Below are 20,668 nucleotides of genomic sequence, written 5' to 3' on the forward strand. Positions count from 1 at the left end.
ACTGTTTACTTCACTCAAAATTCGTTACCCATACTTTTATGAAAGTGCTAAGCCTGTTTTTGCTTGTATTATTATGTGGTCAACAAAGTGTTCTTTCTCAAGGGCAAACCGAGATTTGGGACCGGTTTGAAGTTTCGCTGAAAGGCCCTGAAACAGGCAATCCGTTCTCCGACGTCAGTCTTACCGCAGAGTTTTCAAATGGAACAGAAAAGCTGACCGTCAATGGATTTTACGATGGTGAGGGTACTTATAAAGTTCGCTTTATGCCCCAAAAAACCGGGGTCTGGAAATACAGAACGATCAGTAACAGCAAGTCTTTAAATGGCAAAACCGGCACTTTTACCTGCATTGGACCGAAACAAAACAACCACGGACCGGTTCAGGTTGCAGATACCTATCATTTTAAATATACAGATGGAAAACGATACTATCCTTTCGGAACGACATTATATGCCTGGACGCATCAGCCACAATCACTGGAAGAGCTAACGCTTGCTACGCTGAAAAACAATGCATTTAATAAGGTGAGAATGTGCGTTTTTCCAAAATATTATTCCGGTGTGGAAAATGAGCCGAAGTTTTATCCTTACGAAAAAAAGAGCCAGTCAGCCGCAGCAAATGGCAGAGTCAAAATTGTCTGGGATTTTTCAAAATTTAATCCGGCATTTTTTCAGCATCTCGAAAAGCGGATTGATGATCTGAAAGATTTAGGAATAGAGGCTGACGTGATCATCTTTCATCCTTATGATAAAGGACGATGGGGCTTTGATAGTTTGGGCATGGAAAACGATTTAAAATACATTAAATATCTCACCGCGAGGCTATCATCTTTTAGAAATGTATGGTGGTCGCTGGCCAATGAATTCGATTATATCAAAACCAAACCGCGCGAAGCATGGGATATTTATACAAGGGCCGTTATTGCCGGAGATCCTTACAAACACCTGTGTTCCATTCACAACGGAAGTGTTTACTACGATAACTGGAAACCTGAATTTACACACGTCAGCATTCAGAACGGATCAACGGTAGAAGACTTTGGCCGGGCTGTTTTGCTTAGAGATGTATTTTTTAAGCCAATGGTTTACGACGAGGTTTGCTATGAAGGCGATCTGCCACAGCGATGGGGGCATTTGAGCGGTGAGGAAATGACGGCCGCGTTCTGGCAGGGTATCGTTGCCGGAACTTACGTTACCCACGGAGAAACCTACAAAAATGCTGGCGACACCATTTTCTGGGCGAAAGGCGGCAAACTGATCGGCAGCAGCCCTGCGCGTATATCATTTTTGCGAAAAATTCTGGAAGAGGGCCCCGGTCCATTACAGCTTGCCGATCCCTGGAAGGATCACAAAACAGCCACAGCCGACAGCAGTTATTATCTTGTGTATTTTGGTAAAGAGATGCAGGCCGAATGGACGTTTAGTTTACCGGGAAAAAGCGGACCTTCGGAGAAGAGGAATTTTCAGGTTGAAGTGATCGACACCTGGGACATGACTATTAAAAAGCTGCCCGAAATATTTGAGATGGCCAAAGTAGAAAACTACCGCATATTTGATAAGAGACGAAAATCAATTCGCCTTCCGATGAAACCATATCTTGCTTTGAGAATTACTGAGGTTTCAAATAAATAGTTGTCTGTCAGGATATAAATTTATTGTAAACCCAAAATGCCGGAAAGATCTAACCCTCCGGCATTTTGGCTTTAAGTGTTATTTGACGGCTAATACTCTTTCCGACTTCTGTTCAGACAGTTCAAAGGACTTGGTTTGTTTTTCCCCTTTACTGGAAACCTCAATTTCATATTTGCCCGCTGCTAACTCGTCAACGTTTAAGGTCCGGCCAAATTTCTGACTGTTTTTGCTTACTGTTTCACGGTATACGATTTCACCTCTTTCATTTCTAAGCAAAAGTATAGTTGAGGCATCCGCATTGACCTTGTCGACAAGAACATTGATTTTCCCGCTCTTGGTTGAATAAATACCGGTACCAAAGCCTGTTGATTTTTTGGTTTCTTTATCTTCTGCATTAGCAGTGAAAGTGGCAGTAACAAAAAGCGCCAAAGCGCAAACGAAGGTTTTAATTGAATTTTTCATGGCTTTTTATATTTTATTTTTCTGGCTGTTATAATTAAAAGAACATGACAAATGTAATGGCAATGAAAGGTACTATGTATAACAAAGTACATGAATGGTGATGGATTGTGATCAGTGGTAGAAATTGCGTTTGATGCTATTTTGCACGCGGTTTGGCTAAGTATCTAAGTGATGTTTCACTTGTTAAAATTGCCGTTTCACCTCCTTTTTGGGTAGCCTTCACATGGCTTTGGTTGCGCCTGACTTAGTGAGCGGTTACTTTTGAATGTTAATTGAACCTTATTTTTGTTCACTTTCTAAAGTATTGCCTTCTAACCAATCTAAAATTTCTCAACATGATGCGTACTTCAATTTTATCCTTTGGCTCCGCTTTGGCGCTGACACTTGTTCTAAGCTGCACAAAAGATCACATCCCTTCGGTATCTGAGCCAACCTCCTTCCAGGCAAGTGCCTATGCCTCCGGGCTTAAAGCGCCTATTGGTATGACCCTTGATAACAAAGGACAGATTTGGGTCACTGAGGGAGGACTTGGTAAAGACGATGCCAGCGTTTCTGTGATCACTACCGATGGAAAGGTCAGTCAGGTCATCACCGGTTTCAAATCCGAATTTGCCAATGGCGCAATTGAAGGAATGGGGCACGTGATCTTTAAAGAAGGTAAGCTCTATATCCTAAACGGATTGGCTAACCGACTTTACATTGCAGACGTTTCTTCATACAAAACCGGCGATCAGATCGCTTTAGGTGCTCTTGAGAGCCAGGATCTGGGGACTTTTATTGATGGTCTTAAATTGGTGACACCGCTAAACTCGAATGTTTTTAATATGACATTCGGTCCCGATGGTCACCTGTACATTCTGGATGCAGGCTCCAATGCAATCATCAAAAGAGATCAGACAACTAAGGAACTTAGTCTGTTTGCCAGGATTCCTAACGTCACTCAAAATCAGGAGCCGGTACCGACCAGCATTGTTTACGATGGTTCGAAATTTCTGCTGACTACTTTCAGCGGAGGTCCGTTTTTTAAGGGCACAGCAAAAATTTTCCAGGTTGATAAATCGGGTAAAGTAGATGATTATAAAACAAATCTTACCACGCTAACCAGCATCGTGCTTACACCGAATAACAAACCGCTCGTAACTGAATTTGCCGAATTTTCACTCACTCAGCCAGGTTTTGTGGCGGGAACGGGCCGCGTTGCCAATGAGGATGGGGTTACGCTTTTTTCAGGTCTAACCATGCCTACTGATCTGGAAAGAAGCGGTGATAAAACCTATTACGTGCTGAGCAATGGAACTGGAACCGTTCAAAAGCTGACTTATTAGGCTTAAAAAAGCAGTTTTCACTGCCCGCATTTGAAAATCCGGTATGGTTTGCAAACACATTAGTGTTGGGGCCCATACCGGCTATTTTATCTTGACAAATTATACCATAGACTTCATCTCCAATAGATGGCCTTTTATCCTTAAAAATGATTCATTGATCGGAAATTATGTAGTGTGTTTAGCCTGATGATTTAAATTTGGCTATCTGATTTAAACTAACTACTTGTTTGCAATGTTTCATTCTACCACAGGTCTGATCCATCTTTCCGCCGCATTTATTGCCATGATCAGCGGTGCTTTTGTTCTCTTAAATAAAAAAGGAGGGATTTTTCATAAGAGGGTAGGTTACACTTATGTAATCAGCATGTATACGCTGAATATCACGGCATTTTTTATTTATTATCTGTTCGGAAAATTTGGGCCATTTCATGCCCTGTCTGTCATGAGTCTGATCTGTCTGTCAGGGGGAATTATACCGGCAATTTTCAAAAAACATGTCAAAAACTGGCTTGATTGGCACTACTACTTTATGAACTGGTCGGTCGTTGGCCTTTATGCCGCCTTCTGGGCTGAAACTTTAACACGAACGCTGCCGGTGCGCCAGTTCTGGCCTCTTGTTTTTGCGGCAGCCACGGTGACAGCAATGATCGGATCATACCTGATACGGCGTAACGCAAAGCGGCTGATCACAGAAAGATCGCTTTCAAACACCGATCAGAATAAATAAAAACTTTCGATATAAAACTGATAAAACGCTTTTGATTATTTGACAGATAAGCTTACGCTTTTGCCCAAATAAACACCCTGGGGCAAATCCACGATGAAAGTTGTAGTGTTTTGTTTTTGGTTAACTACTGTTTTGTAACCTTCACCCTCAGCTTTGTATATACCACTGACAGACAGTTCCATGCTACCAAGCTTTCGGGATGGATCAGCCAGCGTAAGTGTTTTTAGTTTACCTGCATTGGTTTTAAGCATAATGATGCCGGAACTTGCCAAACGAACATTTAAGCCTTTTTCAATCTGTAAATTACCCGGCTGATAAAATGCCAGCTGGGTGATTCCCAATTTGCTTTGTCTTACTGCCTGCAAAGAAGACGTATTAGATAGGATTTCAACGAAACGATTATTTTTGCTGGTTGTGACCAGATCTTTCTCTGATATATCCGGCACAACAATGTATTGATAGGAGGCCTTATCAGGTTTGCTTCCGTGGTTAAACCATAGTTTAAAAATTCCTCTATTCACGGGCTCTTTACTGATATTTTTCTGGTCTGTTATCGCCGCCCAGCTTCCCGTTTCAGTCTGATTGGAAAGATTTACTGTTGCAGGATCAGGAAAAATATAGCCGATTTTGTCATGATGAACCCACTTCACATTTTGCAGAACTCTGCTGCCATTGGCAACTACTTGCAGATTTCCTCCCTGCAGCATGTGTACATCGGTTCGCATCAAGACCTGGTTGAGTGTAGTGGCTACTTCCATATCAGACTCTGATTTGATATCAGTGCCCAGGCAAACATACTCTTCGTCGAAAAAGAACCAGGATTTTTTCGCTTTCAAAGGATCATGAGGACTTTTAAAATCGAAAACAACAGCTCCGTACAGCCCATCTGTAACTGCGCCGACGAAGTCCGTCAAACCGGCTTTTTGAATGTCATCAGGTCCAGGAAGGGCTGGTTTTTGTACAATGGTAGTTCCTGAAATTTTCTGCCAGTCGTATGCAGGCCAGATGTTCAAATATTCATCACCTTTCAGCATCAGATAATTGGTGCCGTCAGCGCGGTGGTGGGTCAATTTTCCCGGTCCGTTATAGGGTTCTTCCATATTTCGGTTGCGGGTTGAAAACATACGAACCGTGGTGTAAAAGTTTGGCCGCTGAAAAACAAAATGCTCGGATTGCCAGAAAAATTTAGCAAACGAAGCCGAAGGTTTAGCCTCTCCTTTTCTGAGTCTGATAATCTCTTCCAGTTCCTTTTTTCTGTAATCGGTACTTATAAGAACGCGCTCAATTTCTAATGTACCAAAAGGCTGGAAGTTGGACGGATTGGAGATACTGCGGTTTTTTACACTGATATCTTCATAAACTCCGTAAACCATCTGCTTGTAGATTCCATCGAGATAATAATCGACAAGCTGGTTTATTTTCTCTTTGGAAAACGCATAAGGTGTGCCCGAAACATAATAGGACCACTCACCGTAAGCGTTTGCATATTTTCCATATCCATAAGAGGAAGTATTGTTAACCCGGTCGACGCGATGGTGAAAACTGTAATCATGCTGCATACCTCTTTCTCCGGTAGCGAATTTCAGCTCTCCTTCTATAATTTTAATGATCTTATCAAACTCCTTATAATCACCCTGGAAAAGAAGATTTTTGGCCAGAATCCCTGCAATCACAATACGGTCGCCGCTTGGCCTTGCTCCTGATGCGTTCATATTTGCCCTTCCGATCATAGGCTGGGCTCTTGCGACGAGTTCCTTGGGGAGCTCATCACCAATTACCAGCATAAGGTTGCCCAGGTTTGTTGGGGTTGTGATCTGGTTATCATGCCAGTTATCTCCCACGAAGTCATGCTCGACCCAGTACAGTAGTCCCTTTTCAATTTGTGCTTTAAGCGGTTTACTTTGATAGAATTTTGAGGTTTTGTTCTTATAAGCTTTGGCCATGTAAACCATATCGCGGGTGTGTCCTCCGTGCGGAAAGCTGGCGTTTCGGCTCAAATCGCTGTAATTGATCGCCTTGAAGCTGCCATCTTCGTTCATATTTGCCATCAGCGACTCCACTTTGGCATCTTCGATTTTAGTCTCCATCAAATCGGCGCCAATACGCTCTTTGATAATCTTTATGTCATTTTGCGCCAGGCAGCTAAGTGCCATTAGAAAAATTGCTGAAAGAGTAAACGCGCTTTTGTTTAAAAACTTCATAATCGAACTTTAACTATAGTTTCTTTGAGTTCTTAACAAAGCTGGTTTTATGATATTTCTATCGATTTAGTTCGAGGCCATTTTTTAATACGGGACCGTAGACAAATTTGTTTTCCTGTTTTTTCCCCATTTGTACCGGTGGGTCCAGTAAGCAGTTTTCATGGATAACAGTCCCAAACCCGCTCCAAAAAGGACATCGCCAATGTAATGTTTATTATTGGCAATACGCAGCAGTCCGGTGGTGCTGGCCATGGTATATGCCGCGTAAGGAATCCATGGGAGCCGGTCTTTGTATTCTTCGCTTAAAAAAGTTGCCGTTGCAAATGCCTGCGCGGTGTGCCCGGAAGGAAAAGATCTATAATCACTTCCATCCGGTCGAAGTTCGCTGGAAACCTCTTTTAGAAGATTTGTAGAAGCATAAAACAGGATTTCTCCCTTTATCAAGATTACAGTTTTGTTTAAAAAATCATTTTTTGATTTTACTCCAAAAACATCCAGACCATAGGCGATCGGTAGGGGGGCATATTCAAGATAATCATCCAGTCTTGTTCTGAAATTGCCGAAATGTTTACCGCGCTGGTCGGCGATCCTGTATTTTATCTGATCTTTAAAAAAAAGAGTTGTCACCAGCCCTGAGCTCATCAAAACAGCCGGAACATAAAGTTTAGCTGGCTTAAATGCTAACGGACGGTTTACAATCGCGACAGAATCCGGTTGCTGGCCCAAACAGGAAAAGGATGCCAGAAAAAGCAGTAGTGATACAAATCTGTGTGACAAAGAAAATTTTGAAAGATAATTTGGCATTAATGACACGAAATAGATTAACAAAACAGATTTTACCAGCTGCACCAAAATGATCGCAAGACAAAAAAAGCAGCGGCGGAATTAATAAGTTACAATTTCAAACGCAGGGTCACCAAAAGAAACAGAGTTTTGATAACGCAAACTGGGGACAAATCATTTCTCAAGGCGCCGTTTCTGATTTCGCAAACTCGGATCACATTAAAAAATGTAGGTTGATAATGTGTTTTTCATTTTATAACAAAGAAAAATGTCCTAAACCCTTTGATGTTTGGAGAAAGCATTGATATTTGAATTTTAAAATCAAATAGTTAAACGTGCTGAATAAACTTTACCGGAATCTTTTAATTATTTCGACTGTCCTACTCCTGGTTTTCTCTGCCGCTACGGCACAGACAACTTTCGGTGACAGTATTACGATTGCGGTGGGGCCGGAATATAATAAAGTAAGCAAACTGCATAAGATATTTCTCGGTGCGCATAACCGTGCCGTATGGGCCGCTCCGGTAAAGCTGCGCGTCCTGTATTTGTCGACCGAAAAAGGTGGTCTGAAAATTGTACAGCTTGGCGGGGGAAATCAAACCCGTTCTTTGAGATTACAGGATCCGTCGGGGCGTCAATGGGTACTGCGAACGCTGCAAAAGTATCCGGACCGCAAATTATCCGAAAACCTCAAAAATACCATTGCCAGCGACATTCTTAAAGACCAGGTTTCAGCAACGCATCCTTTTAGTTCACTGGTTGTGCCGGCTCTGGCAGAAGCATTGGGCATCGCGCATGCTAATCCGGAAATCGTTTATCTTGCAGAAGATACCGCCTTAGGAAATTACAATAATGACTTTGCAAAACAAGTGTTTTTGTTTGAGGAACGGGCGCCGCTGGACGCGGATAAGACATATAGTACCCGGACTATTCAGGACAAAATCCACAATGATAATGACAACAGTGTCGACGAAAAAATGGTGCTTCGCGCACGCTTGCTCGATATGCTGCTGGGCGACTGGGACCGGCATGAAGATCAATGGCGGTGGGAACGGATCAAGGGAAAAAAGGGCGATACCTATTTGCCCGTTCCCCGCGACCGTGATCAGGTTTTTTACAAAACAAGCGGGATATTTCCCTGGTTTGTCTCACATGGATGGCTGCGGTCAAAGTTTCAGCCATATGAAAATAAGATTCGTGACATTAAAACCTGGAACTTACAAAATCAGTCGTTTGACAGATATTTTCTCAACCAGCTGGGTGCGGACGACTGGAAAGAGCAAATTTCGCTTGTCCAAAAAAGTCTTACCGATGAGCTGATCACGGGCTCAGTGAGACTGATGCCTGATACCGTTTTTCAAATTTCAGGTAAAGAAATTATTTCAAGGTTTATAGAACGCCGAAATATGCTAACGGACCAGGCGTTGAAATACTATCGTTTTTTATCAAAAGAGGTAGAAATTCCTGCGACTGACAAACACGATAATTTTGACATACAAAATAACCCGGACGGAAGTTTAAAAGTCACAGTAAACAAGATCAAAAAAGACGGAAGTATCGATCATGTTACTTACATGAGGACTTTTTACCCTGAAACTACAAAAGAGGTGCGTTTGTATGGATTTGATAACAGCGATAAGTTCAACTTAAACGGTTCACCGCCCTCGCCAATAACTGTGAGAATCATCGCCGGAGCTGGTGAAGACAGCGTTACCATATCCAAAAATCTTTACAATCAACAACGGCTCTATATCTATGACCGTAAAGACGAAAAAAACAGTTTCCCTTTGCGGTCACAGGCTTCACTGCGGCTGTCGAATGACACACTGGCAAACAGCTATGACAAAACAAGCTATCAATATGACCGCTTTGCATTAATTACAACAGCAACTTACGGAGTGGATAAAGGTGTCTCGCTGATGGGTGGATTTTCTTATGAAAAGCATGGCTTTCGCAAACAACCTTATGCATACCGGCATGAGTTACTGGCCGATTATTCTATTGCCCGGGAGTCATTTTTGATAACCTATTTGGGTGATTTTAAAAAGGTGATTGGAAATAATAACCTGATGATCAACGTCAGATCAAGAGGCCCCAATAATGTTAGCAATTTTTTTGGTGTCGGAAACGAAAGCGTTTTTGTGAACGATGACGACAAAGAGATTGATTATTACCGAAACCGTTACGACTATTTAACGGGTGATATTTCGCTTTACAGAGATGTTAGAGGCTGGCGGTTCAGCGCAGGTATTGCAGGGCAGTATTACAACAGCAAGCAGGACCACAACCAAGATAAATTCTTAAATGAGTATAATAAACTGACTCCATCTGAAAGGGTCTTTACCAACAAAGGTTATGTTGGTGCGATGATCAACTCCACCTTGGATACACGTAATAAGGGAATTGTGCGCATCGGTGGAATAACCTGGAATACCACGCTTGCCGGCTATAAGGCGGTATCGGGCAGTTACAAAAGTCTTATGCAGATTTCATCTGAATTTGGCTTTACCATAAATCCCGGCCAAGATTCGGTTTTGATCGTTACCAACCGGACCGGAGGCGGAGCGGTTTTTGGCGAACCTGAATTTTTTCAAAAGGAGAGGCTGGGAGGGCTTGCCAATTTACGCGGCTTCAATACCGGCCGTTTTACCGGCCAGCAGATGCTTTACAACAATGTCGAAATGCGGTTAAAACTTTTCGATTTTAAATCCTATCTGCTGCCTGGATCAGTTGGAGTTATCGGTTTACATGATCTGGGAAGAGTTTGGGTGCATGATGAAAAATCTAATAAAATACACGTCGGTTATGGTGGAGGTATTTATATTATTCCGGCCCAAATGTTGGTGTTTGAAGTCATGGTTGGTGTCTCGCGTGAACGGGTAATTCCTTATTTTACACTTGGAGTGCGCTTGAATTAATTGATTATTATTCTACTATTTGAAGTCCCACCTCCATAAGACTCTGTAATACCGGTTACAAGTTTATCCAGTTCTGTTTCTCTGTCTGTAAGTTGTGTTAAGGTATTAGAATCCATGGTTTGCATGTAGTTTTTTTGAAGGTCCCGCACTTCTTTGATGCGCAGAGCTAAGCTGTAAAGTGTCATGTTTAAAGTTTTGGTAAGTTGTAAAAATCGCAGCAGCCGCTTGAAAGACATAATCCTTTTTAATTCAAACGGACAAATCTGAGTTTGAACCTCCTTTTTTATTGAACTGTTCAACCATCCTGTTATTCTCCATATCTCTGAACATGATGATTTCGCATAAATCTTTGTTTAATGGAATTTTAGAAAAAATATAATAATTCCAATATGCTGTCTATTCAACGCTGATTTTGTCCGTTTCGGCTGAAAACTGCTAAGATTGCCTGGCTGGGAAACTCAATTTTGTGATGTTAAACATGCACAAGGAGTGCCAAAGAAAGCCAAATGAAAAAGCATATCGTAATATTAATTCTTTCTGTTTTGTCGGTGTCGGCCAAAGCTCAGGAGCGGCTGAGCCTGAAACAATGCATCGATTACGGACTTAAACACCACCGCAGCACATTAGTTTACCGCAATAACCAGGAGGCTGCGCGGTATCAGTCCAAGGAAGCACTGGCGGCTTATTTGCCAAATGTGAACCTGAACGGAAGCATCGATGATAACCTTATAGTACAGCAGTCGGTTATTCCTGCGGGGATATTTGGGCCCACAGATCTTAAAGTAGCATTCACCAAGAAATTCAACAGCAATGTGGTCGCCCAGGTTGACCAGACCATTTTCGATCAGTCGCTGATCACCGGCCTGAAAGCAAATAAAGTTGCTCAGCAGCAGGCCCAGCTAAATGGTGAGCAAAATGATGAGACGATTATCTACAATATCAGCAATGCCTATTACCAGATTTTCGTCTACCGTCAGCAGCTTACTCTTCTTCAATCCAACCGGGAAACTTATCAGCAGCAACTGAATATTTCAAAACTGCAGCTTGAAAAAGGCGTGGCGATGGAGTCGGATGTGAACAAAATACAGGTGAATTATAACAATACCAGTTCGCAGATATTAGCTGCCGAAAGTGATCTGGAACTTGCTCAAAACCAGTTGAAAAATGCAATGGGTTATTCCCTTACTGACTCCCTTCAAATTCAGAATTTTGAACTGGATGAACCAGCTGCCGATCAAACGCAAATCAGCTTTCGTGATTTTGCTTCATTTAATGCAGCCAACCGGATCGATTACCGACTGGCCGAAGTCAACATTGCACTTTTAGATATTGATCAGGCTAGAATTCGTGCTACTTCGCTTCCGAAACTGACAGCTTATGCCAGATATGGTTACATCGGATTTGGTGATCGTTTGGGAGAATCGATTTCGGGTTTTAGTGATTATTCTGCGATTGGTATCAAACTTGCGATACCAATATTTGATGGTTTTAAACGCAATTCTCAATACAACCAGGCCAGAATTAAACAGGTCAATGCCCGTGAAAATCTGAAACTGGACCAGGAAAATTTCCATCTAGAATATGACAACGCCCGCACGAAGCTGATTAAAGCGCAAAGCAGTCTGGATATGGATAAGAGGAATATCGGACTGGCCGAATCGGTTTTCAAAAGTACGGATCTGCAATACCAGAAAGGGGTAACCGACCTGACCGACTGGCTAAATTCGCAATATTCTCTCAAAGAAGCCCAAAGCAATTACCTCAACTCCCTTTATAATTTTCTGATAGCCAAAATCGATCTGGAAAAGGCGAACGGCACTTTGAAAACTTTTCATACCTCATTATAAAAACACCATGAAACGTAAATACATCATTTCCATAGCGCTCGTTGCCATCATCGCCCTGATCGCTTACAAACTTTCTGCCAACAAAAAGCAGATCGACGCCAATAACACGCCTGAGAAAAAAGTAGCGGTAAAAATCCCGGTAAAATATGCAGAGGTAAAAGAGCAACTGCTTGAATTACGTATTGTAAAAACAGGAAATCTCGCACCTTTTAAAGAATCGAAAGTGATTACAACGAGTAGCGGCATTTTACAAACTGTACGTTTTGAATTGGGCGATCAGGTTCGTCAGGGACAGGTTCTGGCCATTATGGACAACCGTACACAACAACTCGACCTTCAAAAAGCAGAAAGTAATCTGATCAAATTAAAAGCAGATTTACAAACCTACACTGAGCTTTTGGAAGGAAAAGCAACCACCCGTGAAAAGGTCAATGATATTCGTCAGAATGTTAGCGACGCGCAGGTTCAGGTAGACCAGATCAGAAAACAAATGGGCGATGCTTCGGTCAAGGCGCCGACGAGCGGTATCATTTCCGCCAAAAATATGGAGCAAGGCGTGTTTGCAAGTCCTGGTTCAGAGATCGCGACGATTATTAATCTTTCAAGAACCAAAGTGCAGGTGAATCTGACGGAAGCGGAAGTTTACCAGATCAAACAGGGACAGTCTGTAAAAATTACGACGGATGTATATCCTGACGTAGTTTTTTCCGGAAAAGTATCTTTTATCAGTCCGCAAGCTGATGTGACACATAACTACATGGCCGAGATCATGATTGAAAATACACAGAAAACGGTACTTCGCTCAGGAACGTTTGTGTATGCCGATTTCTCCCAAAAATCAAAACAAAATGTGCTGGTGATCCCGCGTGAAGCGCTGACTGAGAGTGTGAAAAATGCATCCGTTTACGTGGTTGGAGCGGATAACAAGGTTGTTTTAACCCCTGTACAGCCGGGCAGAGAAATGGGCAGTTTGATCGAAATCATTGGTGGTGTGAAAGCTGGCGACCGTGTGGTTACCTCCGGACAGATCAACCTGAAAAACGGAACTGAAGTTAGTTTAGCCAATTAATCAGAAGGACATGTCAATATCAGAAATAGCCGTTAAACGGCCACTATTAATTGTTGTAATATTTACGGTACTCATGCTCTTCGGTGTGCAGAGTTACACGCTGCTTAACTACAAATTGCTGCCTAACATTTCAGTAAACGTAGTCAGTGTGGCCACCATTTACCCGGGCGCGGGTGCTGCGGAGGTAGAAAGTTCGGTAACCAAAAAACTGGAAGATGCATTTGCTTCGATTGAAGGATTGGACCAGATCAGCTCGACATCACAGGAAGGCGTATCTCAAATTACCGTGACGCTAAAAGCAGATGCCGATGTGGATAAAGCAGAGCGTGATATACAGCGGAAGGCCGATCAGGCCCAAAATGATTTGCCAGACGGGATCGAAAAACCTGTTGTAAATAAAATCAGCCTGGAAGAAACGCCGGTGATACAGGCCGGGGTGACTGGTAAACTTTCACCAAGAGAATTGTATGATCTGATGGATCTTCAGGTGCGTCCGCTTCTTCAAAATATTCAGGGAGTTGGGCAGGTTAACATCATTGGCGGCGATGAAAGACAGATTCAGGTCAACATCGATCAGGCTCGTTTGAAAGGTTATAACTTAAGTATAGATCAGATCACTCAGGCTGTTGCAAAAGGAAACCAGTCTTTCCCGGCAGGACAGATTGAAACAAAAAACCAGCAGTTCTCCATCCGCTACGATGCCAATGTAACTTCTCTGGATCAGATAAGAAAGCTGATCGTCGCCAAAGACCTCAGGGGTGGGACGATTTATCTTGAAAATGTGGCCGAAGTAGTAGATGCTACCGCCAAAACAACCGCCATTAATCACGTAAATGGAATTCCATCAATTGGTGTCCAGATCATCAAACAGACCGATGCCAATGCGGTGGATGTGAGCACGCTTGTAAGAGAAGAGTTTATTTCTTTGGAAGGCCAGTTTAAATCCCAGGATGTAAAATTCCAGGTGACCAACGACCAGAGTACTTATACGCTTGCTTCTGCGCATGCGGTGATGGAAGATTTGGTATTAGCCATCGTAATCGTGGGACTTGTAATGCTTGCATTTTTGCATAGTGTCAGAAGTTCGATGTTTGTCATGGTCGCACTTCCGTGCTCAATTATCCCAACATTCATCGCGATGTACTTTTTCGGATTTTCATTGAATCTGATGACCTTGATGGCTCTTTCGCTGGTTGTCGGAATTCTGGTCGATGACTCCATCGTGGTTTTGGAGAATATTTACCGGCATTTGGAAATGGGGAAAGATAAAATGACAGCGGCTTTGGAAGGACGCAGCGAAATCGGTTTTACCGCTCTTGCCATTACCTTAGTTGACGTAGTTGTATTTCTTCCGCTGGCGCTTTCAGGCGGTATTATCGGTGCCATTTTACGCGAATTCTCTTTGGTGGTTGTGATCTCCACACTGATGAGTTTGTTTGTTTCCTTTACGGTTACCCCGCTTTTGGCTAGCCGTTTTGGAAAAGTGGAAGAGTTGAATCCAAGGACTTTGTGGGGAAGAATTAACCTGGGCATTGAACACTTCATCGATCAACTAATTGCCGGCTACGGTTATCTGCTGGAAATTGTTTTGCACAAAAAACGGTATCTGCTGTCCGGTGTGATTGTCCTTATTGTTGGGGCGATTATGCTCGTAGCGAAAGGGTTCATCGGTGCTGCGTTTATTCCTATTTCTGATCAGGGAGAACTGGTCATCAAACTGGAACTGGATCCCTCAGCCAGCATTTACCAGACCAACATGGTTGCGCAGCAGGTTGAAGAAATGATCATGAAAAAACCGGAAGTTGTTAATGTGTTTACCAGCGTAGGTTTTGTTTCCGGAAGTGTTTCGGGAGCGGCGAACAACGGTAACCTGGCAGATTTAACAGTAAGTCTTGTAGATAAAAAGAAACGGAATGTTTCACCGGCTGCTTTTGGTCTCAAAATGCAAAAGGAAATTAGCGCGGTCATCCCGGGCATAAAAGTTACCACTGCGGCAACCAGCGTATCCGGAACCAGTGCGGCACCCATACAGGTTGCGATCAAAGGCGTTAACATTGACCAGGTACGTAAAGTGGCGAATCAATTTAAAGATAGCATTGCCAGCATTGCAGGAACTCAGTTTGTTGAGCTTTCAGTAAAGAATCAGAAGCAGGAAGTAGAAGTGAAGCTGAACCGTGAAAAAATGACGCTTTTAGGCCTTGACGCGAGTCAGGTTGGCGCTGCATTGCAAAATGCTTTCAGCGGGAACGACCAGAGCAAATTCAAACAATCGGGAAATGAGTATGATATAAAAATTGGTCTGGATCAATACAACCGATCTAATATCAGCAACGTGAAAAATCTGTCATTCACCAATAGCGATGGTCAGAGCTTTGTTTTGAGTCAGTTTGCACAGGTAGGGGACGGGTTAGGAGAAAGCGTTTTGCAGCGTAACAACCGCCTGAGTGCCATCACCGTGAATGCAAACGTAATTGGCCGTCCGGTGGGTTCTGTATCCGATGAAATTGCGGTGAAGGCAGCAAAAATAAAACTGCCGGAGGGCGTAACGATTGAGTATCTCGGTGATACAAAAAACCAGGGAGATGCATTTGGAAGTCTGGGAATAGCCATTATAACGGCGATCCTGCTGGTTTACCTGATCATGGTAGCGCTTTATGAAAGTCTTATTTATCCGTTTGTGGTATTGTTCTCAATACCGGTGGCATTGATCGGCGCACTTCTTGCTTTGGCATTGACGATGGAAACGCTTAATATTTTCTCCATCATTGGTGTGATCATGCTCTTGGGATTGGTAGCCAAGAATGCAATTTTAATTGTCGATTTTACGAACGAATTGAAAGCAAAAGGACATTCTGCCCACGATGCGCTTGTGGAAGCAGGAAAGGAAAGACTTCGCCCGATTTTGATGACGACGCTTGCGATGATTCTCGGTATGCTCCCAATCGCACTGGCAAGCGGATCCGGATCAGAGATCAAAAACGGTATGGCGTGGGTTATTATTGGCGGACTAACAAGCTCCATGATCCTTACTTTGTTTGTAGTTCCATCGATGTATATCATCATTGAAAAACTGATCAACAGGTTTAGCAAAAAACCAGAACAAAAGGCAGAGGCGATTGTGGTTTATCAGGGATAAATAATTTTGTCTTGAAATAGAACATCCGGCTCGCAAGATCGTGCAACCGGATGTTTTTTGTTCACTTTCCCTTGTTGCTTAATTGATTTCAGTCATTACTTACACTTCGTTTTGTGTCAACAACATAATCAGGTAACTCGATTTCCTTTTCCGGATCCTTGTTTTTGCTGCTAAATAGGCCAATGATATTTTTAACAGGTTTACTGCCGACAATGGAGAATAACCCATTCAAAATAGCTACTCCGATTTTTGAAGTGGGATACACGATCCGGGGTACGCCGGGCGGTAGCTTTTGGGATGATTCCACAAAAGGGCGCATCCGGTTTTCATAGTTCATGAAAGCTTGTTCATAATCATCGGTTTTGGAGAGCTCACCTGCAAGGATGTAGGCTCCGGACATAGATAAATCCACGCCTTTTCCGGCAATTGGTGTAACACACCAGGCAGCATCTCCGGTCAGACAAAACCGGCCATGGCTCCATTTAGTCGCTTTTACCTGGCTGACTCTCTCAAAATACAGATCATCCGAATCCTTGATTTCCTGAACAATTCTTTCCGCTTCCCAGCCCACATTTTTAATCTTTTTGATCAGAACATCTTTCTTTTCCTCAACCGAAAGCTTCTCATAACCCAATTCTGGTGAAAGAAAAGTTACAGAAGCGCGCGTTGTTTCGTAATTATCTGGTCTTAGAACGAATATAATTCCGCCAACAACATTGCACCAGCGGGCCCAGCGACTATCCGTGCTTGCTTTTTTGATCGTCAGGTAAGCGGTATATAAACCCAGATATTTGAATTTAATTTCATCACCAAAAATCAGTTTACGCGTATGAGAACCAATACCTTCGGCAGATACAACCAGGTCAAAGTCTTCTGTTTTACCACTTGAAAATGTGACAGATACCTGTTCCGCATTTTGATTTAAGGCGGTGATGGCATCACCGAAAATGTACCGCACATGAGCCTTCGTTCTTTTATACAAAATCTGAACTAAATCACCCCGCAGGATTTCCAGTTCCTGGGTCATGCTCAGTGAACTATCCACCGGAAATTCAGCAATAATTTCATTTTTTACGTTTACAAACCGAATCCCGATTTCAGTGGTGTTGGCAGCACGAATTTCCTCTTCCAGGTTCATTTTCCTGACTACCTCGAGAGCCGGACCTTTGACATCAATATTTTGTCCACCCAGCCGCAGTTCCGCTGCACGTTCTACGAGCGTGACTTCAAAAGCATATTTATGCAACCAGTATGCTAATGTGGGACCGGAAATGCTGGCGCCTGAAACCAGTATTTTCTTCATGATTTTAGTTTTGATTGTGTTTACTTACTAATTATCAGTTAATAACAATAGACCGGATTAGGTATAAGTGAAATGTCCCTGACAAATCGCATGCCGATACTTCAAAATGGATAATGCAAAAATTCATATCGTAATATTGATTGTATTTAAGTTTAAATAAAAATTTACATGTTGTATATATGCCTTTTGTCCACTCGATGCTGCTGTTTGTGATCCGTTTAACGAAGTATTCTGTCTAAATTTGAAAAACATTTGTCAGGTTGGATCGCAGCTAAAAGATGAAAGGAAAAGAGATCAGGTTTTTAAAATTGTCCGATAGTCCATATGGCGTATTGGTGGCCAGGATGCTACCTGAAAACATCACAGAGGAAGTGAGGGAGGACATTGCAACCCCGCACCGTCATGATTACTATTCTCTAATCTTTTTCGAAACGGGGCAAGCCAGTTTACTGGTTGACTTTCAATCTATTGATCTAAAATCTGCTACTATGTTGCTGTTGCGGCCCGGCCAGGTACATCAAACAGAAGCGGCAAATAATGTATCCGGCTGGATCATGTTTTTTAACGGGCAAATAATAGACCAGAAAGCCAGGTTGGCGATCGAGCAATCTTTGCAAAATACGATCCTTTTGAATCTTACACAGGAAGACTTACCGGAAGTTAGTCGGCTGTTAAATTCGATAAGCACAGCCATTGAAGAAGAACGGCCCGGCAAATTCCACATACAATTTCTTCAATCGTTATTGAATGCCTTTTTTTATAAGACAGCTGGTATTCTTTATTCACAAGAGGCCGGAAACGTTGAGAAGCATCCCACACGCGCCGTTGAGATAGCGAGAGGATTCAGTCAGCTTGTAAAAGAACATTACAAAACCCTGAAAAGGCCTGCCGATTATGCGTATAAAATGAATATTACGGTAAGTTATCTGAATGATACGCTGAAAGCAGTAACTGGTTTTTCCAGCACCTACATTATACAGCAGGAGATTATCGGAGAGGCGCAGCGGCTACTTTTTTATACCTCCAAGAGTGTGAAAGAAATAGCTTTTGAGCTTGGTTACCAGGATTATAAGTATTTTATCAGGCAGTTTGGAAAAGCAACACATTCAACGCCATTAGGCTTCCGGCTACAAGCGGCAGTTTATTCTCAAAAAACCTGAATTGGTTTTCAATATCTATTGATATTCTTTTGCAACATTTAAAATGTACAAGCCTAATTGCCTGCCAGCCATGCAAGAAAATGCGGTGTTTTCTCCTTGCTGATCGTGATGATGTGATCAAACGGAATGGAAACTTTTACTGATAATTTACGTGAAAGATAACTCGACGCGTTTACAACACTCTTTCTGTTAATAAGGCATTTTCTGTTGGCCCTGAAAAAGTCGTTTCCGGTCATCCTTTCTAATTCATCCAGATTATTTTTGGGATAGTAAGTTTTGTTGTCAAACGTAACCAGATGCGTGTTTTCATTTTCAACATAAAATAAAGCAATATCATTTACTTTGACTGGCAATATAACATCTTTGTAATAGACCAGTATAGCGGCGGATTTTGGCCGGTTTTGAGAAGTTATTTCTTTTATGAAAGACTGAAAGTAATCTGCGTTTGGGCTTGTATTTCGTAGCGTATGAAACTTGCCGAGCGCCGCCTGCACCGACTCAAGTGTAAACGGTTTTAACATATACTCTATACCATTTGCTTTGAAAGCGTTTAACGCATAGTCATCAAAAGCAGTGCAGAAAATGACTGGCGTGGTAATGGAAATTGCTGAAAAAATCTCGAAACTCAGACCATCCCCGAGTTGTATGTCACTAAAAATTACGTCCGGAACGGCATTATCTTTAAAGTAGGCGATGGATTCTTTTACAGATTGCAGTACGGCTACAATCTGGCTGTGAGGTTCAATCTGAATGATCGTATCTGCCAGATCTTCCGCCGTCCATTTTTCGTCCTCAATGATAACTATCTTCATTCTCATACATTTTAATAGTTGCTGAAAAAGTGCCCTGATCCTGTGTGATTATGATCCGGTCACCTGACAAAAGCCGGTATCTTTCTGCCAGGTTTGCGAGCCCCTGGCCGGTAGAATCTTCCTTATTGGCTTTTGGCTGAAGATTATTTTTTACCGTAATAAAGCTGCCGCTTTCAAAGACAATGATCTTCAAAGGATTTGCCTCCGTCATTGCATTATGTTTGATCGCATTTTCAAGCAATACCTGAATTGAAAAGAAGGGTACATACTTTATTTGAGCCTGTTCTGACACATTTACATCATAGTGGATTGCATCACCGAACCTGATTTTCTGCATGTCCATGTAATCTGTGCACAGCGTTAGTTCTGTTTGAAGGGATGTGATTCTGGATGAGTGGTCAGAGAACGAAGCCCTGAGAAAATTGGATAGCCGGGTTAAGTAAAATTCACCTTTCACCGCATCTTTTTTATAAATTGACTTTAAGATTGTCAGTGAATTAAAAAGAAAATGGGGGTGTATTTGCTGACGTAATTGAAAGTTAGAAGCTTCACTGATCGCTGCCTTCAACTGCATATTTTCCAGTTCTGCCTGTGCCTTGCTGTGCTGCAAAATCACCTGATCATGTAACACAACGGTCAGCATATGAAAAATCACGAAAACAAGGATCAGCGCATTGACTTTCTGCTGACCAACCAGTTCTTTATCATCCGCACCAATGTTCTCGAGCGCAATGCTTAAAACTAAGAAAACAGCCAGACTTAATAGGGTGCTAAAGATATATCTGACCCTTTCCGGTTTCTTAAAAACATGCTCATATTTCTTTTGAATCAGATATATAGCTAAAATATTGGTCAGCCCTAATATGTAAATGATGGCAAAACTTTTAAGAAGTTTGGGGATGATAAGAGCATCAGCGTCACGATTATTGAATATGAGTACCAGAACAAACAAGTTGATCCAGACAGCCATCAGCAGCGTGATCCGGTGAAGATTAGAAATGGGCAGAGAAGATTTCATAAATAAAGTTAACATTCCAAATGGAATAATCACCGGAGGTTTTTGGTTGAAACGGACAAAACCCGGTTTGAAAAGGTTATGGTAGTTGGGGCCGGCAATGTAACATCGCAATTTTGTATGAAATAATTCCGCACTTTGGCAGATTCTGTCAATTGAGTTTACCTTGGGCAATGCTTAGAGTATCTATTTTAGGAGTAGTTTTATAATTTGGCTTGCACCCTAAAATAATGGAATGGTAAAATAAAATAACTGAGGATTTATAGTTTAACCAGCTTA

Annotated in this window: 15 protein-coding genes; 8 read left to right on the top strand and 7 right to left on the bottom strand. The window is 42.3% G+C overall.

Features of this window, described 5'->3' with window-relative positions; all coding sequences use genetic code 11:
- Positions 1 to 38: 38 nt before the first annotated feature.
- Positions 39 to 1,631, top strand: a complete 1,593-nt coding sequence (locus E0F88_RS13875; protein WP_131958851.1) for a DUF5060 domain-containing protein — start codon at positions 39 to 41, stop codon at positions 1,629 to 1,631.
- A gap of 78 nt (positions 1,632 to 1,709) precedes the next feature.
- On the opposite strand, the gene E0F88_RS13880 is transcribed toward E0F88_RS13875, so the two are convergent.
- The gene (locus tag E0F88_RS13880) at positions 1,710 to 2,093 is read right to left on the bottom strand and encodes a T9SS type A sorting domain-containing protein (RefSeq protein WP_131958852.1); all 384 of its coding nucleotides are present in this window, start codon (positions 2,091 to 2,093) and stop codon (positions 1,710 to 1,712) included.
- Between the two features lie 335 nt (positions 2,094 to 2,428).
- Here E0F88_RS13880 and E0F88_RS13885 point away from each other — a divergent pair, with 335 nt between their 5' ends.
- Both E0F88_RS13885 and E0F88_RS13890 read left to right on the top strand, forming a co-directional pair.
- The gene (locus E0F88_RS13885) at positions 2,429 to 3,418 is read left to right on the top strand and encodes a ScyD/ScyE family protein (protein WP_131958853.1); all 990 of its coding nucleotides are present in this window, start codon (positions 2,429 to 2,431) and stop codon (positions 3,416 to 3,418) included.
- Positions 3,419 to 3,650: 232 nt separating this feature from the next.
- Positions 3,651 to 4,145 (top strand): DUF2306 domain-containing protein, encoded by a 495-nt coding sequence (locus tag E0F88_RS13890; RefSeq protein ID WP_131958854.1) that lies wholly within the window; start codon positions 3,651 to 3,653, stop codon positions 4,143 to 4,145.
- 35 nt (positions 4,146 to 4,180) lie between these two features.
- On the opposite strand, the gene E0F88_RS13895 is transcribed toward E0F88_RS13890, so the two are convergent.
- On the bottom strand, positions 4,181 to 6,346 hold the full coding sequence (locus E0F88_RS13895) for a polysaccharide lyase family 8 super-sandwich domain-containing protein (protein WP_131958855.1): 2,166 nt from the start codon (positions 6,344 to 6,346) through the stop codon (positions 4,181 to 4,183).
- An 84-nt stretch (positions 6,347 to 6,430) separates the two neighbouring features.
- Positions 6,431 to 7,123: a phosphatase PAP2 family protein gene (locus tag E0F88_RS13900; RefSeq protein WP_229213768.1), complete on the bottom strand. Its 693-nt coding sequence runs from the start codon at positions 7,121 to 7,123 to the stop codon at positions 6,431 to 6,433.
- 341 nt (positions 7,124 to 7,464) lie between these two features.
- Between E0F88_RS13900 and E0F88_RS13905 the strand changes: the two genes are divergently transcribed.
- Positions 7,465 to 10,047 (top strand): BamA/TamA family outer membrane protein, encoded by a 2,583-nt coding sequence (locus E0F88_RS13905; RefSeq protein ID WP_220466282.1) that lies wholly within the window; start codon positions 7,465 to 7,467, stop codon positions 10,045 to 10,047.
- On the opposite strand, the gene E0F88_RS13910 is transcribed toward E0F88_RS13905, so the two are convergent.
- A complete protein-coding gene (locus E0F88_RS13910; protein WP_131958856.1) occupies positions 10,044 to 10,232 on the bottom strand; it encodes a hypothetical protein in 189 nt (62 codons plus the stop codon). The genes E0F88_RS13905 and E0F88_RS13910 overlap by 4 nt on opposite strands.
- 321 nt (positions 10,233 to 10,553) lie before the next feature.
- On the opposite strand from E0F88_RS13910, the gene E0F88_RS13915 reads away from it, so the two are divergent.
- Genes E0F88_RS13915 through E0F88_RS13925 form a run of 3 tightly spaced genes read left to right on the top strand, consistent with a single transcriptional unit; the run spans position 10,554 to position 16,099 of the window.
- The gene (locus E0F88_RS13915; RefSeq protein ID WP_131958857.1) at positions 10,554 to 11,894 is read left to right on the top strand and encodes a TolC family protein; all 1,341 of its coding nucleotides are present in this window, start codon (positions 10,554 to 10,556) and stop codon (positions 11,892 to 11,894) included.
- 7 nt (positions 11,895 to 11,901) lie between these two features.
- On the top strand, positions 11,902 to 12,963 hold the full coding sequence (locus tag E0F88_RS13920) for an efflux RND transporter periplasmic adaptor subunit (protein WP_131958858.1): 1,062 nt from the start codon (positions 11,902 to 11,904) through the stop codon (positions 12,961 to 12,963).
- Positions 12,964 to 12,973: 10 nt separating this feature from the next.
- A complete protein-coding gene (locus tag E0F88_RS13925; protein WP_131958859.1) occupies positions 12,974 to 16,099 on the top strand; it encodes an efflux RND transporter permease subunit in 3,126 nt (1,041 codons plus the stop codon).
- A gap of 88 nt (positions 16,100 to 16,187) precedes the next feature.
- On the opposite strand, the gene E0F88_RS13930 is transcribed toward E0F88_RS13925, so the two are convergent.
- On the bottom strand, positions 16,188 to 17,402 hold the full coding sequence (locus tag E0F88_RS13930) for an FAD-dependent monooxygenase (protein ID WP_131958860.1): 1,215 nt from the start codon (positions 17,400 to 17,402) through the stop codon (positions 16,188 to 16,190).
- Positions 17,403 to 17,680: 278 nt separating this feature from the next.
- On the opposite strand from E0F88_RS13930, the gene E0F88_RS13935 reads away from it, so the two are divergent.
- Positions 17,681 to 18,562: an AraC family transcriptional regulator gene (locus E0F88_RS13935; protein ID WP_131958861.1), complete on the top strand. Its 882-nt coding sequence runs from the start codon at positions 17,681 to 17,683 to the stop codon at positions 18,560 to 18,562.
- A 53-nt stretch (positions 18,563 to 18,615) separates the two neighbouring features.
- Here the strand turns inward: E0F88_RS13935 and E0F88_RS13940 are convergent, their stop codons facing one another.
- Together E0F88_RS13940 and E0F88_RS13945 are read right to left on the bottom strand one after the other, a co-directional pair.
- Positions 18,616 to 19,374 (bottom strand): LytR/AlgR family response regulator transcription factor, encoded by a 759-nt coding sequence (locus E0F88_RS13940; RefSeq protein ID WP_131958862.1) that lies wholly within the window; start codon positions 19,372 to 19,374, stop codon positions 18,616 to 18,618.
- Positions 19,355 to 20,392, bottom strand: a complete 1,038-nt coding sequence (locus E0F88_RS13945; protein ID WP_165940060.1) for a sensor histidine kinase — start codon at positions 20,390 to 20,392, stop codon at positions 19,355 to 19,357. Before E0F88_RS13945 ends, E0F88_RS13940 begins: the two co-directional genes overlap by 20 nt.
- Positions 20,393 to 20,668 lie beyond the last annotated feature (276 nt).

Source organism: Dyadobacter psychrotolerans (genome assembly GCF_004349265.1).
Classification (GTDB): domain Bacteria; phylum Bacteroidota; class Bacteroidia; order Cytophagales; family Spirosomataceae; genus Dyadobacter; species Dyadobacter psychrotolerans.

Excerpts from the sequence above, each read along its gene's own strand:
- E0F88_RS13890 (WP_131958854.1), top strand. The coding sequence starts at position 3,651 with ATGTTTCATTCTACCACAGGTCTGATCCATCTTTCCGCCGCATTTATT.
- E0F88_RS13885 (WP_131958853.1), top strand. The coding sequence starts at position 2,429 with ATGATGCGTACTTCAATTTTATCCTTTGGCTCCGCTTTGGCGCTGACA.
- E0F88_RS13920 (WP_131958858.1), top strand. The coding sequence starts at position 11,902 with ATGAAACGTAAATACATCATTTCCATAGCGCTCGTTGCCATCATCGCC.
- E0F88_RS13880 (WP_131958852.1), bottom strand. The coding sequence starts at position 2,093 with ATGAAAAATTCAATTAAAACCTTCGTTTGCGCTTTGGCGCTTTTTGTT.
- E0F88_RS13910 (WP_131958856.1), bottom strand. The coding sequence starts at position 10,232 with ATGACACTTTACAGCTTAGCTCTGCGCATCAAAGAAGTGCGGGACCTT.
- E0F88_RS13945 (WP_165940060.1), bottom strand. The coding sequence starts at position 20,392 with ATGAAATCTTCTCTGCCCATTTCTAATCTTCACCGGATCACGCTGCTG.
- E0F88_RS13930 (WP_131958860.1), bottom strand. The coding sequence starts at position 17,402 with ATGAAGAAAATACTGGTTTCAGGCGCCAGCATTTCCGGTCCCACATTA.
- E0F88_RS13935 (WP_131958861.1), top strand. The coding sequence starts at position 17,681 with ATGAAAGGAAAAGAGATCAGGTTTTTAAAATTGTCCGATAGTCCATAT.
- E0F88_RS13940 (WP_131958862.1), bottom strand. The coding sequence starts at position 19,374 with ATGAAGATAGTTATCATTGAGGACGAAAAATGGACGGCGGAAGATCTG.
- E0F88_RS13875 (WP_131958851.1), top strand. The coding sequence starts at position 39 with ATGAAAGTGCTAAGCCTGTTTTTGCTTGTATTATTATGTGGTCAACAA.
- E0F88_RS13895 (WP_131958855.1), bottom strand. The coding sequence starts at position 6,346 with ATGAAGTTTTTAAACAAAAGCGCGTTTACTCTTTCAGCAATTTTTCTA.
- E0F88_RS13915 (WP_131958857.1), top strand. The coding sequence starts at position 10,554 with ATGAAAAAGCATATCGTAATATTAATTCTTTCTGTTTTGTCGGTGTCG.
- E0F88_RS13925 (WP_131958859.1), top strand. The coding sequence starts at position 12,974 with ATGTCAATATCAGAAATAGCCGTTAAACGGCCACTATTAATTGTTGTA.